This window comes from Bacillus cereus group sp. MYBK245-2 (assembly GCF_051916145.1).
GTDB lineage: Bacteria > Bacillota > Bacilli > Bacillales > Bacillaceae_G > Bacillus_A > Bacillus_A pacificus.
Map to the genome: position 1 here is coordinate 1 of NZ_JBQAGB010000006.1, position 14,499 is coordinate 14,499.

The window sequence follows — 14,499 nt, forward strand, 5'->3', positions numbered from 1 at the left end:
CCGTTTAAATAACGTAAAACGATTTGTATTTTTTCATCAGCTGTAAATTTAGCCATAGAAAAACTGCACCTCCAATTGTTAGACTGTGTCTAACAATTGGGGTGCAGTTCATATGCTTGCTCTTTTTAATGATTTTTTAATAGCCAGTTAATTTTTAAACTTAACTAACAATTAATTTGAATTCAATAGAGGGTGGGAAATTGCCTAATTCTGATTTTTGTAATTTACATTACAGAATTGTTTTTTTCACTCTGTTACGATAACAATGAAAACAAAAAAGGAGTGATATACGTGCAATTTTCGGTTAATAAAACAATTAAAACTGGAATTATAGGTGGCATCATTGGTGGAATTATCTTTGGAATAATCATGCAAATGATGGGTAAGATAGCCATGATTGCAGGGATGATGGGAAGTAGCAGCTTACTTAGTGGCTGGATTATTCATATGATGATAAGTATTATTTTCGGCATTACATTCGGATTGTTTACATTCGTTATTAAAAATCGTATTGTTCTCACAATTGTTTTTGGGGTTGGAATTTGGATAGTGGGTTCTCTTGTTATCATGCCTATAATGATGGGGATGGGAACAAACCATTTAAATGCTTTTGCTCCTCAGCAATTAATGAGCTTAGGAACTCATTTATTTTTCTCTATAATAGTTGCAATTGCGTTTAAGATCTGTTCAAAAAAACATCTTAAAAGGTAACTATTCAATATTTTACAACGAAAATACACATGCTAGTTCTTATTACTGTGCTAATTTAAAATATAAATCATGTACTATAAGTACATGATTTATATTTTATTAGAGTTGATAAAAATTGGAGTATCTTATTAGATAGCTTGTTGTTGAACGTGGGATTAATTAACGGACGACTAGCAATTATATATAAACGAAAATTTCCCTATAACTCGACTTATTTTTTATAGTAATTAATCATTTCTCAAAAATATGTATGTTTTTTCATTCATTTGGATTACCCCTATTTTTTTTAACTCTTAAAATTTCACGTCCCTTTAAAATGACCGTTCCATCTACAAATACGGGGGCATTAATTTCTCCTAGTTAAACCCCTTATTTCTAATGCAGCATTTAGATCATTAAATAGTTTTTTCTATAAAATAAATATTACTTTGAATTAGATGTTGTTTTGCTTTAAAACAGCTTAAGCACCCATCCATTGTATATAAAACTGGTTCCACAAAACCACCTCCTACTTGGTACTATACTAATTAATTACTTTTATGCAGTAATTTAGATTACAGTAAAAATCACAAAGAACGGTATAATGAAAACAAAAATAGTGAAAGGAATGATTTCAAGTGGATAAATTATTACTTCTTTCACAAATTAGTCTATTGGAAGAATTACCAATGGACGATCTTAAGGCCGTTGAAGAATTAAGTGAGATGAAACCTGTTAAAAAAGGAACGATTATATTATCTCCAGATAAGCCAATTGAAGCATTATTTTTTTTAAAGAAAGGTCAAGTACGCTTATTTCGTATGAATCATCATGGAAAACAGTTTACTGTTGATATTTTAACAAGTGGTAATATTTTTGGAGAAACATCTACCCTATCTTTAACAGATGACCAGGTTTATGCTGAAGCAATGACAGATACTTATTTATGTATGATTGAAAGGAATGATTTTGAGGGATTTATTGAAAGGAACCCAAAAATTGCATTGAAATTTATAAATATACTTTCCAACCGTTTAAAAGAAGTTTATAGCTTAAGCGAGAAAATTGCTCTTAGTGATGTTAAATACCGTCTAATATACTTATTATTGAAGTTAAGTGAAAAAACTGGAAGAAGAATAAACGAATGGCAAACCATCAATATGAAATTGACACATGCTGATATTGCAAACATGATTGGTTCCACAAGAGAAACGACCAGTGCTATTCTGAGTCAGCTTAAAAAAGATGGTTTGATTAAAAAAGATTTAAACTGGTCTATTAATGCTGAAAAAATCGAGCAACTATTAGAAAAAATTTAAGCAACCTCATCAAAAGTCCGTTACAGGTGGGATTTTTAATTAGATAAACCTCTTAATATCATTTTTGTTACAATATGGGATAGCACTACATCATCATTAAGCTAATATTTTGAAGAACCACTAAAATAAAAAATTTATTTCTCGACAGTTATATATGAGAATTAAGCTCATTTTTTCGTTTTGGGGTGAATTTGTTTTCCTAAGTTGATGGGCATGTGGCGATATCCCCCAATGAACAATATAACTAAAAGTGGTAAAATAATATTTGGATGGGAGTTCAATACATATTATTAAAATTAAGATGGTTCAAGTCGTAGGAAGGCACCTTAGGGTGTCTTTTCTTTTTTATTTATGTATTTGTGTAAAGTGACAAATAAGTTATACATTTTATAAGAAAATCATATCTTATATAAAGATGTAAAATGAGCTGATTATGCTTCTCTTTCACAGCAATATGTTAAAGGGGAGACTAATTTGTAGCCAACTATATATTTTTAGGCAATACATATCATATAAATAGTTAATGTCATGTATTGGAGTGTGGCTATTTGTGACGATTTCATATAGTGCAGAAAATTTTAACGTATTATTTGTAAAATCTAGTGTTACTGTATATTTTCCAGTGCTAGAGGAGTCTATATTTAAAAGTTTGAAAAAGGCAGTTGGTAATGTAACGATGGTAACATACGAAAACATGGTGAAAACAGCTTTGAAGATAAAACCAGCTCTTATCATTGTCTTTCACGGTTTTGAAGAAGGGATAAGTAAAGGGATTCTAGAATTAAAACAATATAACTTTAAGACTGCACTTTGGCTTACAGATAATCCTTACTTTACAGATGTGACGAAAAATTTAGCGCTTGATTATGATTATGTTTTTACACAAGATACAGGGTGTATTGATTTTTATAAAGATTTAGGCTGTGATAATGTGTATTACTTGCCTTTAGCGGCAGAACCTCCTATATATACGCCGATACTTACGGAAGAGGAATACTTATTTGATATCAGTTTCATAAGCACAGCTTTTGATAATCGGCTTGAGTTTGTTGATTCAATTGCAGAGTATTTAGCGACTAAAAATACTCTAATTATAGGATGTAATTGGGATAGACTAAAAACTTATGAGTTATTGAAGGATAAAATTAAACTTTTACCATTTTTAGTTTATAAAAATAGTATGGAATATTACAAAAAAAGTAAAATTAACATGAATATACATCGATCGATAGAGGATGTAACGTTTAATATAAATAGAGTAAAAATAAATGCTTGTTCCATTAATAATCGTACATTCGAAATAGCTAGTACAGGTGCTTTTCAAATGACGGATATTCGTTCGGACTTGGAAAAGTGCTATATTCCAGGGATACAAATTGAGACATTTACTTCATCGGTTGATTTTATAGAGAAAGCAGAAAGATATTTAGCAAATCCAGCACAAAGAAAGAAAATTGCGATGGAAGGATTTAGAAGACCCCTAATTGAACATACATATGATAAGAGGGTAAAAGATTTATTGGAAATAATTAGCGTTAATCCTAAAAAAGAAAATGAAATTTAAAAAGAGTGAAAGGTTATGTTGAAGCATACCAAATAAAAAACACAAGGTATTCAAACGTTAGAGCACACATTTCGAATGAATAAACAAGGTAGAAGATTAATTGATTTTAACCAAGTGCATATAGAGAAAATGATTATTGTGGAAAAGGTATTACGTAATAACGTCGTAATACCTTTTTATTTATCCCGCTATTACTGCCCGTAAAAGCCGATTGGTGAGGATGATTAAAGTTTCACTTTATGTATTTCACATTTTCTTCACAAATGATTCACGATAACTTTTCTATTTCGAAAACTTACGTAAATATATTTTATGATATAATAACAATCGACTTTAAAAATGTAAGTTGTATCTATGAAGGTAGTTACTATTGTATTAGAAGTTTAAAGGCGAGAGAGAAATAAAGAGTTATATTGTATAGAAGTTTATATTTAATCAGGTTAATATTTCGCCTGAGACTCAGACTTGGGAAGTTAAAGTAATGAAAATAGAGTGATGAGGAAGAAAGAAGTGAAATGATTGTGAAAGTAATGAGAAGGTTAGGGGCATGGCTATTACTTGCGTGCGTGCTTATTATATTCATGCCAAAAAGCGCATCTGCTCATGCATACGTTGTGAAATCAAACCCTACGGAAAATGAAACGTTGAAAAAAGCACCACCTGTTGTGAAAATTGAATTCGATGAGGACATACAAATTTCAAGTTTTAATACATTGTACGTGAGAGATACATCAGGTAAAAGGGTCGATTTAAAAGATGCTCATATTGATAAAAAAAATAAAAAGTTATTAGAAGCCGGATTAAAAGAGAATCTCAAAAACGGTTTCTACTTTATTCAATGGAAAGTAATTTCAGCTGATGGACATCCCATTCAAGGAGTTATTCCGTTCCGTATTGGATTAGCGGAAGTGGGAGCGGACGATGTACAAGTAGAAGAGATGGGGTATGCCCCGCAAATTGATATGATTATGGAACGTGGAATTTTATATACGAGTTTCTCGCTATTTATAGGAGTGCTATTCTTTAATCTTATTATGTATAAAGGGAATGCAGCCTCGGTTCAATCAAGGAGTAAGAACATAATATGGATTTCCTTATTCGGGATATTTATTAGTTTGTTATTCAACCTACCACTGCAAGCGAAAATAAATGCTGATGTTTCATGGCTAGAAGCATTCGATTCTATACTATTAAAAGAAACATTGCAGCTTTCTGTTTTTGGTTATGTATGGATCACTCAAATAGCACTCATTAGTACGCTTATAATTGTTACGTATTTTGCTGTGAAGCGTGAGAAGTTTTCGTCGTTTAAAGTATGGAGCATTCCAATATTATTATTTATTGGTTTACTTGTTATGAAAGCATTTAATAGTCATGCATTTGGTTTAAAGTTTAAAGAGATTGCTGTTGTAATGGACTTTCTACATTTATTCGCAGCTTCATTATGGATTGGCGGTCTATCATCCATTGTACTTCTTTTACGTAAAGAGGATGATAAGTGGAGTATGTATTGGGATATGATTAAGCGTTTTTCACCTTGGGCAACAGGTGCTGTCATCGTGATTTTAATAACAGGTCTTTTTAACAGTACATTCTTTATACCAACAATCCACTCGTTATTCGATACGAAGTATGGATTGGCCCTAGTAGTGAAGATACTTTTATTCATTTTCATGGGGATATTGGGAATTGTTCATTATGTGAAAGGGAAAATGAGAGCGGAGAAAGGATTAGGCGCTACAGTGAAAGTAGAGTTTATCATTGGAATTATCGTTTTCGTAATCGTAGCATTTATGACTAACGTACAAACACCACCGATGCCTCCTACTGGACCTTTTACAGAGAGTAAGCAATTAGATAATGGATATGAACTTACGCTAAATGTAAGTCCTAATAAAGTAGGACAAAATACATTCCATATTACTTTAAAGGATGAGAACGGACAACCTGTTACTAATATGGAGCAAATTATTTTAACTACGCAATCATTAGATATGAATATGGGCAAAGGTTCATTTAAAGTTTCAGCCGTTTCACCAGGAGAGTATGAAGCGGAAGGTATGTATATTAACATGACAGGAAACTGGAATATACAAGTGCACGGATTAACAAAATCTCTTGATAGCTTTGATACAGATTATAAATTTATTGTAGGTGGCAGATAAAGAGCCGTTTTAGATGAAAAGGAGTAAATAGAAAATGAAACGTATAAAAAAATTAGGAACAACAATGATCGCAACAATAATTGCAATGGGGATTTTTTCATTACCGGTTAGTGCTCATGTGACGGTACAACCAGCAACTTCTGATGTAAACTCTTGGGAGACGTATACGATAAAGGTGCCAGTTGAAAAGAATATAGCAACGACAAAGGTTACTCTGAAAATCCCGTCTGGAGTGGAATTCCAACAATATGAACCAGTGCCAGGATGGAAAGTGCAAGAGCAAAAAGATACAGCTGGAAAAGTTAAAACTGTAATATGGGAAGCGACAGGAGAAGGGATTTTACCTGGCCAATTCCAGCGATTCACTTTCGTCGCTAAAAATCCAGATAAAGAACAAAAAATAGCTTGGGATGCATATCAACAATATAAAGACGGAGAAATTGTTGAATGGACAGGCGATGAAAAAGCTGAAAAACCGCATTCACTTACTACAATTGCAAAAGGTACTTCATTAACAGGAGAACATGGTGAAGTGTCTAGTGTAGAAAAGAATGAAGGCACTAGTCATATGCAAGTAATAGCGATCGTTTTATCTATTTTGGCGATTGTATCGTGGGTAGGTACGTGTGTTTTTGTAGTACGTCGTAAAAAGTAACATAAGAAAAAGCCTACAAACAGTAGGCTTTTTCTTATGTCTGTTTATTTCACTTCAACCCGCTGCCCTACAGCAAGTGTTTTCGGCTTTATATTTACAAAACAAATACTCACAACAATAAATAATAGTCCGATGAATAAACTAATTGTAATGGCCTCATGTAAGAAAATTGAACTTACAATAATCGCAATTAGAGGAATAAGGAATGTATAAGCGCCAACTTTACTTGCTTCACCAGCTCCAACAAGAGTAAAGTATGCAAGCCATCCCATTGCAATAACAAAGAATGAAATAAAGAGTAGTACGCTAACAAATGATATACTCCAAGCGATATTAGACCAGCTTTCAAACTCTGATCCAAATCCAATTAAGCAGAATCCGCCAATAATAAGCTGCAGTGTTACCATCCAAATAGCATTAACACGGTGCCCAGTCTTCTTAATAAATACTGTGCCAAGTGCCCAGCCAATCGCGCATCCTAACGCGAGAAGGATGCCGATAATAGAAACATGTCCAGTTAAACTACTAGAGCTAATCACACCTACGCCAATAAATCCGAGAATAAGCCCGAAAATTTTTAACCCGTACATAGATTCTTCAAGCCAAATCCATGAGAAAATTCCGAGTAAAACAGGTTGTAGAAATACGATGGCGGAAAATAACCCAGCAGGCATATATTGAAGGCCGACAGTTTGTAATCCGTAAAATATAATGATGTTAAGTAAAGAAGAAATAACGTATAAATGCCAAGTTTCTTTTAAGTGTAACTCTTTGTATTTTGGTAATGCGAACAGGAGTAAAATGAATCCTCCAATTAAAGTTCGAACGCCTGCAAATAAAACGGGTGGTGTATAATGCAGGGCGAATTTAGATAAAGGCCAATTGATTCCCCACATGAAAACGAGAAAGGTAAGGATGATGGCCGTCTTAGTTCGAGAAAGCTGTGTCACGGTAAGACCTCCTTGTTGTTATTCATTTCACTATGATATGATATCGACTGTAATAAATAAAATGAATCTTTTTTATAGGAGTATAAGTGATTAGTTATGACCATTACACAACTGCAAGTATTAATAAAAACTGTTGAGTTAAGTAGTTTTACGAAGGCTGCTCGTGTGTTAAATATGACGCAGCCAGCGGTAAGTCATGCGATTTCAAGTATTGAGTCAGAGTTAGGAGTTACGATTCTTATACGTGATAAACGAAAAGGGCTAATCGTTACGGATGTAGGAAACAGAATTCTTGTACATATTAGAGAGATTTTGAACGGTGTAGAGAAGATTGAACAAGAAGTTGCGATGGAGAAAGGGCACGAAGTTGGGACGATTCGAATTGGGAGTTTTCCGAGTGCTTCTGCACATTTCTTACCCAAAATGATAAATCATTTTAAGGAGAAGTATCCGAACTTAGAAGTTGTTCTTTGTGAAGGAACGATTCAAGAAGTTGAAGATTGGTTAGTATCGAGGGTTATTGATATAGGAATTGTTATTTTGCCTAATAAAGAGATGGAGATTGTCCCATTAACGAAGGGGAAAATGGTTGTTATCTTAAGAGAGGATCATCCTCTTTGTAAGAAGGACTCTATTGCAATTAGTGATTTAGAGAATGAACCGATCATATTATGTAAGGGCGGATACGAACCACCCATTATTGATATGTTTAAACAAGCCAACGTATCACTTCGGGCTGAGTATGTAATATCAACCGTTACTACAGCTTTAAACATGATTCAAGAAGGGTTAGGTATTGCAATATTAGCCGAATTATCTTTAACGAATTTACCACGGAATGTGCAAACGAGAGAATTGGAACCACAAGTATGGAGAGAAATTGCTTTAGCTGTTCCTTCATTAAAGGATTCTTCAATCGCTGTGCAGCTATTTATTGAGGAATTTCAAGTGCTGTTTGCAGAGTAAAAAGAGGTGTCTCATATATCATAATGGGGCACTTTTTAATTTGTTTATAAAAAATCTATGAAAAGGATTGACTTATCTTTTAGTTGTAACTATAATGATTACATCGAGGTGGTGATCACGATGAAAATTAGTAGCCGCTTTTCCATAGCTGTTCATATTTTATCTATTTTGAAAAACAATCCATCTTCACTTTGTACTTCAGACTATATGGCTGAGAGTGTCAATACAAATCCAGTAGTCATTCGTAAAATTATGTCGTATTTGAAACAAGCTGGCTTTGTTTACGTAAATCGTGGACCGGGTGGCGCGGGATTACTAAAGGATTTACATGAAATCACATTGTTAGATGTGTATCATGCAGTGAACGTAGTTGAAGAAGATAAGCTATTTCATATTCACGAGAAACCGAATCCAGATTGTCCAATTGGAGCAAATATTCAAGCTGTATTAGAAGTCATTTTGATTCAAGCGCAATCCGCGCTGGAAGAAGTTTTGAGAAATATTACGATGGGTCAATTGTTTGAATCGTTGCAAGAAAAAATGCATGCTTAAATCATATTTATATTTTTTTTATCATTAATGTAACTAATGTGATTACAACTAAAGGGAAGGTGTAAAAGTTATGACTGTAAAAATGAAAGTATACTCAGATTTTATATGTCCGTTTTGTTTTTTAGCAAAAGGTCCATTAGATGAGGTAGCGAAAGAGAAAGATGTAGAGATTGAATGGATGCCATTTGAATTACGTCCAAGTCCATATTCAAAAATAGATCCATGGAATGAGCCAGAAAAATTAGGTTCATGGGATGCTTTCATTCTTCCGACAGCGAAGAAGTTAGGAGTTGAAATGCGTTTGCCACGTGTTTCACCACATCCATATACACATTTAGCTTTTGAAGGATGTCAATTTGCGAAAGAACGTGGACTAGGTAATGAGTATCATCACCGCGTATTCACAGCGTTTTTCCAAGAAGAGCAAAACATTGAAGATATTGATGTGTTAACAAAATTAGCGGTAGAAGTAGGTCTTCCTGAAGCCGAATTTAAAGATGCTTTAGTAACTCGTAAATATAAAGAAAAGCATCAAGAAGCAATTCAGCACGCATATGAGGAAGCGAATATTATGGCTGTTCCAACTGTCATGATTGGAGATGAAGTCATTCAAGGGCTTGCTAGTAAAGAAACACTAGAAAGGGTCATTGATAAAGAAATTGAAAAGGATAAAACAAATTCATTTGAAGGTATGCAATGTAATACCGATGGATATTGCTAATTCGCTTGTTATGAAATAACAAAATAAATTATAAAACAAACATTTGGAGGAATTAAAATGTCAGCAACTACAACAAACTTAAAAGAAGCAATCGTGAACCGCCGTTCGATTCGTAAAGTAACAAAAAACGATGCAATTACGAAAGAAAGAATTGAAGAAGTGTTAAAAACAGCTTTACATGCACCAACATCTTTCAATATGCAAAGTGGTCGTATGGTTGTATTAATGGATGGAGAGCATGAAAAGTTTTGGGATATTGTGAAAGAAACACTAAGAGCCCACGTACCAGCAGAAAACTTTGAAGCAACTGTAGAAAGACTAAAAGGTTTTCATGCAGGTGTAGGGACTGTACTATTCTTTGAAGATCAAGCAACTGTAGAAAAAATGCAAGAAAATGCACCATTATATAAAGATCAGTTCCCATTCTGGTCTCATCAAGGAAATGCGATGTTACAACATACTGTGTGGATGTTATTATCAGCTGAAGGAATTGGAGCTTCATTACAACATTACAATCCAATCGTAGATGCTGAAGTGAAAGAAACTTGGAACATTCCAGCTGAGTGGAGCTTAGTAGGACAAATGCCATTTGGTGAACCAAACGAACAACCAGCAGAAAGAACGTTCTTGCCTACTGAAGATGTAGTGAAATTTTATTAAGAAATCCAATATATAACGAGAAGGAAGCTGTGCTTAAAAACAGCTTCTTTTTTTGTAGTGATGTTAATTTATATGCATTTAGGGAAGAAATATAAGAAATAATCCGTTGAGAAAGGAATTAGACAAATGAATGATAAGAAAAAATATACAGTAGTAGGTACTGATGTTGAGGAAGTAAAGCGTTTAAATAAAAATTCAGGGTTAACGTATAATCAAGTAAAAGAAATGTTAGCAAAGCAAATGCAAAAAAAGAAGTAATTAGATTGAAATCTTTCATTTTTTCATTTAGCATTTTGATTGGAGAGAGTTAAGTAAAAGGTAACTCTCTTTTTCTTATAGCTAAGCATCTTATAGAGTGGAGGAAGCAACATGAAGAAATGGGTAAAGGTAACGCTGTCTATCGCTGGAGGCATTGTCTTATTAGCGTGTGCTGGCGGATATTACGTATATAAAAATTATTTTCCAAAGGAACCTGAGCGTATCGTATATGATAAAGATAGAGTGTTAAAACCGATACATAACCAGTTAAAAGGAATTAACATAGAAAATGTAAAGATAAAAGAAAAAGAAGTCGTAAATGCGACTATAGATGAGCTTCAAAAAATGATTGATGATGGAAAGTTGTCATATGAAGAATTAACGAGTATTTATCTTTTTAGAATACAAGAACATGATCAAAATGGAATAACATTAAATGCTGTTACAGAGATAAACCCTAATGCGATGGAGGAAGCAAGAAAGTTAGATCAAGAGCGAGGTAGAAATAAAAAATCGAATTTATATGGTATTCCTGTCATTGTAAAAGATAATGTACAGACGGAAAAAGTGATGCCGACTAGTGCAGGAACGTATGTGTTAAAAGATTGGATTGCAGATGAGGATGCGACGATTGTGAAAAAGTTGAAAGAAGAAGGTGCTTTTGTTTTAGGAAAAGCGAATATGTCTGAGTGGGCAAATTATTTATCCTTTACAATGCCTAGCGGATATAGCGGGAAAAAAGGACAAAATTTGAATCCGTATGGTCCGATTACGTTTGATACATCAGGATCAAGCTCTGGATCTGCTACAGTAGTTGCAGCAGATTTTGCACCGCTTGCAGTCGGAACAGAAACGACAGGATCGATTGTTGCACCAGCGGCGCAGCAATCAGTAGTTGGGTTACGTCCATCACTAGGTATGGTGAGTAGATCAGGCATTATTCCATTAGCTGAAACACTTGATACAGCAGGACCGATGGCAAGAACGGTAAAGGATGCTGCAACGTTATTTAACATAATGGTAAGTTATGATGAAAAAGATGCAATGACAGAAAAAATGAAAGATAAAGAAAGAATGGATTATACGAAAGACTTATCAATAGACGGTTTGAAAGGGAAAAAAGTAGGAGTACTATTTTCAATAGATCGACAAGATGACAATAGAAAAGAAGTAGCGCAAAAGATAAGAAAAGACCTTCAAGATGCAGGTGCAATATTGACCGATGATATTCAGTTAAACGCTGAGGGTGTAGATAATCTACAAACATTAGAATATGAATTCAAACATAATGTTAACGATTTTCTTTCAAAGCAAAAAAATGTACCGGTAAAATCGTTAGAAGAGATTATAGCGTTTAATAAAAAGGATAGTAATAGACGAATAAAATATGGACAAACATTAATTGAGGGATCTGAAAAATCTGCTATAACGAAAGATGAGTTTGAAAAAGTAGTGCAAACGAGTCAAGAAAATGCAAGAAAAGAGCTAGATAGATATTTAGTAGAAAAAGGTTTGGATGCTCTAGTTATGATTAATAACGATGAAGTTCTTCTATCCGCTGTAGCTGGCTATCCAGAATTAGCGGTGCCAGCAGGATATGATAACAATGGAGAGCCAGTAGGTGCAGTGTTTGTCGGGAAGCAATTCGGTGAGAAGGAACTGTTCAATATTGGATATGCGTATGAGCAGCAGTCTAGAAATAGAAAATCACCTAAATTGTAAAAGGTTAAACGAAAAAAAGAGCTCAACTGAAGTAAGTAGGCTAATATAAATAGAATTTAACAATATAAAAAGAAAAAAAGGATTCTTCCTAATTAGTAAGAAAGATTGTCTATAGAAGTTCATAAAATGTAATATATTCAATTTCCATCCATTGAAGGGGGAGGTTAAATTTTAATGAATGAAGTGAAAAATTTCTTTCGAAGTAGAGGGTTTCAACGGTTTCTCGTTTTAATAATAGTAGCGTTAGTATTATATGGATTAAAAAGTATGATCAATTTAATATTAATTACGTTTATACTGACATTTTTAATGGATCGATTTCAACGTTTTATTTCAAAGAAATTGAAAGTGAACCGGAAAATTGTTATTGCCTGTTTGTATATCATATTAGTTTCCTTTATTGGCACGACGTTGTATAAATATTTACCTGTGTTAACGATACAAATTTCGCAATTGATTTATCAATTTAAATTGTTTTTTCAAAACCCGCCTGATAATGAAATCATTAGATATGCACTTTCGACAATTAACGGAATGGAAGTATCAAAGTATATAGAACAAGGTGTAGATGTCATCTATCAATCGATAGCAAATATAGGGAAGGTAAGTTTACAAATATTATTGTCTCTCATATTAAGCTTATTTTTCTTATTAGAAAAAGAGCGTATTATTACATTTACTTCTAAATTTAAAGAGAGTAAGCTAAAGATTTTTTATGAGGAGATTGCATATTTTGGCGAAAGGTTTGCAAGATCGTTCGGTAAAGTAATTGAAGCGCAGTTTTTGATTGCGGTTGTAAATTGTATTCTTACTGTCATTGCATTAATTGTTTTAGGATTTCCGCAGCTTCTCGTATTAGCTGTTATGATTTTTTTACTTGGATTAATTCCTGTTGCGGGGGTAATTATTTCCTTGTTTCCACTTTGTATTATTGCATATAACGTAGGCGGAGTTATGTACGTGGTATACATACTTATTTTCATTACAGTAATCCATGCTCTTGAAAGTTATTTCTTAAACCCGAAGTTTATGTCTGCGAAAACGAATTTACCAATCTTTTATACATTTATGATTCTCATCTTTTCAGAACATTTCCTTGGAATATGGGGACTTATTATCGGGATACCGATCTTCATCTTTTTATTAGATGTACTTGATGTAAATAATGAGGAATTGGCTAAAAAATAGAAAATAAAGCAAAAAGCAATCCAAAATAAATTGGATTGCTTTTTATCTTAATTAAAGAACCGGAGCCATTGTTTCTTTCAACACTTGAACAGAGTGATCGAATTTTAATTCTTCGTCTTCACTTAATTCTACTTCTAAAATTTCACGAACACCGCCGCGATTTAAAACAGCAGGTACACCGATATACACATCTTTTTGACCGTATTGACCTTCTAAGTAAGCTGATACAGTTAATACACTATTTTCATCATTTAAAATCGCTTTAGTAACACGTAGAAGTGACATACCGATACCGTAGTAAGTTGCACCTTTTCGCTCGATAATATGGTAAGCTGCATCACGAACGTTTATGAAAATTTTGTCTAAATCTTCTTGATTATACGTGTTGTCTTTTTCAAGCAGTGTCTGTAGTTTTTGGATACCAACGGAAACGTGGCTCCAAACTGGAAGTTCAGTATCGCCATGTTCTCCGATAATATAGGCGTGAATGTTGTGTGGGCCAATATCGAAGTACTCACCTAACATATAGCGGAAACGAGCAGAATCAAGCGTTGTACCAGAACCGATTACACGTTCTTTCGGTAAACCAGATTCTTTCCAAGTTACGTAAGTTAAAATATCTACAGGATTTGTCGCGATTAAGAAGATGCCATCAAACCCGCTATCCATAATACTGCGAACGATTTGTTTAAAGATTTTAGCGTTTTTCTCAACTAAATCTAAACGTGTTTCACCTGGCTTTTGTGGTAATCCAGCCGTAATGACTACAAGGTCAGCATCTTTACAATCTTCATAGCTACCTTTCCATACTCTAGTTGGTGCTGGAGCAAATGGAACTGCATGACTTAAATCCATTGCTTCTCCTTCAGCTTTTGCCTCGTTTACATCAACTAAAACAAATTCTTCAGCCACAGCTTGGTTAATCATGCAGTAAGCATAACTACATCCCACTGCTCCTGTTCCTACTAATACAACACGGTTAATCCCTTTTTTCATTTCAAAATTCCTCGCAATTTCATTGATTTTATTATGTAAGATAATACGTCTTACTTCTATAGAGTCATATCTAGTTTATTACATTTTATAAAA

At 33.7% G+C, this 14,499-nt stretch carries 14 protein-coding genes; 12 read left to right on the forward strand and 2 right to left on the reverse strand.

The features are described from left to right. The first annotated feature begins 291 nt into the window (after positions 1–291). The 5 genes from ACTFRN_RS12035 to ACTFRN_RS12055 all read left to right on the forward strand — a co-directional run bounded on the left by ACTFRN_RS12035 (position 292) and on the right by ACTFRN_RS12055 (position 6,393). Positions 292–711, forward strand: a complete 420-nt coding sequence (locus ACTFRN_RS12035) for a hypothetical protein (RefSeq protein ID WP_080494720.1) — start codon at positions 292–294, stop codon at positions 709–711. 617 nt (positions 712–1,328) lie between these two features. Then, the gene (locus ACTFRN_RS12040; protein WP_014893836.1) at positions 1,329–2,009 is read left to right on the forward strand and encodes a Crp/Fnr family transcriptional regulator; all 681 of its coding nucleotides are present in this window, start codon (positions 1,329–1,331) and stop codon (positions 2,007–2,009) included. Between the two features lie 550 nt (positions 2,010–2,559). Further along, positions 2,560–3,573, forward strand: coding sequence for a CgeB family protein (locus tag ACTFRN_RS12045; RefSeq protein ID WP_088106644.1), 1,014 nt, complete (start codon positions 2,560–2,562; stop codon positions 3,571–3,573). 515 nt (positions 3,574–4,088) lie between these two features. Next, positions 4,089–5,738: a copper resistance CopC/CopD family protein gene (locus tag ACTFRN_RS12050; RefSeq protein ID WP_000636163.1), complete on the forward strand. Its 1,650-nt coding sequence runs from the start codon at positions 4,089–4,091 to the stop codon at positions 5,736–5,738. A 34-nt stretch (positions 5,739–5,772) separates the two neighbouring features. Further along, complete coding sequence (locus tag ACTFRN_RS12055) at positions 5,773–6,393, forward strand: YcnI family copper-binding membrane protein (RefSeq protein WP_074568299.1); 621 nt, start codon at positions 5,773–5,775, stop codon at positions 6,391–6,393. Between the two features lie 44 nt (positions 6,394–6,437). Here ACTFRN_RS12055 and ACTFRN_RS12060 read toward each other — a convergent pair whose 3' ends face one another. After that, the gene (locus ACTFRN_RS12060; RefSeq protein WP_000192800.1) at positions 6,438–7,343 is read right to left on the reverse strand and encodes a DMT family transporter; all 906 of its coding nucleotides are present in this window, start codon (positions 7,341–7,343) and stop codon (positions 6,438–6,440) included. Between the two features lie 96 nt (positions 7,344–7,439). On the opposite strand from ACTFRN_RS12060, the gene ACTFRN_RS12065 reads away from it, so the two are divergent. The 7 genes from ACTFRN_RS12065 to ACTFRN_RS12095 all read left to right on the forward strand — a co-directional run bounded on the left by ACTFRN_RS12065 (position 7,440) and on the right by ACTFRN_RS12095 (position 13,410). Next, positions 7,440–8,309, forward strand: a complete 870-nt coding sequence (locus ACTFRN_RS12065; protein WP_074568298.1) for a LysR family transcriptional regulator — start codon at positions 7,440–7,442, stop codon at positions 8,307–8,309. Positions 8,310–8,429: 120 nt separating this feature from the next. After that, positions 8,430–8,861 (forward strand): Rrf2 family transcriptional regulator, encoded by a 432-nt coding sequence (locus ACTFRN_RS12070; RefSeq protein ID WP_000704072.1) that lies wholly within the window; start codon positions 8,430–8,432, stop codon positions 8,859–8,861. 70 nt (positions 8,862–8,931) lie between these two features. Continuing rightward, complete coding sequence (locus ACTFRN_RS12075; RefSeq protein WP_074568296.1) at positions 8,932–9,582, forward strand: DsbA family oxidoreductase; 651 nt, start codon at positions 8,932–8,934, stop codon at positions 9,580–9,582. Positions 9,583–9,639: 57 nt separating this feature from the next. Continuing rightward, positions 9,640–10,242 (forward strand): nitroreductase family protein, encoded by a 603-nt coding sequence (locus ACTFRN_RS12080; protein ID WP_014893831.1) that lies wholly within the window; start codon positions 9,640–9,642, stop codon positions 10,240–10,242. Positions 10,243–10,368: 126 nt separating this feature from the next. Then, positions 10,369–10,500, forward strand: coding sequence for a hypothetical protein (locus tag ACTFRN_RS12085; protein WP_014893830.1), 132 nt, complete (start codon positions 10,369–10,371; stop codon positions 10,498–10,500). A gap of 111 nt (positions 10,501–10,611) precedes the next feature. After that, a complete protein-coding gene (locus tag ACTFRN_RS12090; protein ID WP_074568295.1) occupies positions 10,612–12,222 on the forward strand; it encodes an amidase family protein in 1,611 nt (536 codons plus the stop codon). A 174-nt stretch (positions 12,223–12,396) separates the two neighbouring features. After that, positions 12,397–13,410 (forward strand): AI-2E family transporter, encoded by a 1,014-nt coding sequence (locus ACTFRN_RS12095; RefSeq protein ID WP_049122624.1) that lies wholly within the window; start codon positions 12,397–12,399, stop codon positions 13,408–13,410. Positions 13,411–13,461: 51 nt separating this feature from the next. Here ACTFRN_RS12095 and ACTFRN_RS12100 read toward each other — a convergent pair whose 3' ends face one another. Next, on the reverse strand, positions 13,462–14,406 hold the full coding sequence (locus ACTFRN_RS12100; protein WP_000715321.1) for an L-lactate dehydrogenase: 945 nt from the start codon (positions 14,404–14,406) through the stop codon (positions 13,462–13,464). Positions 14,407–14,499 lie beyond the last annotated feature (93 nt).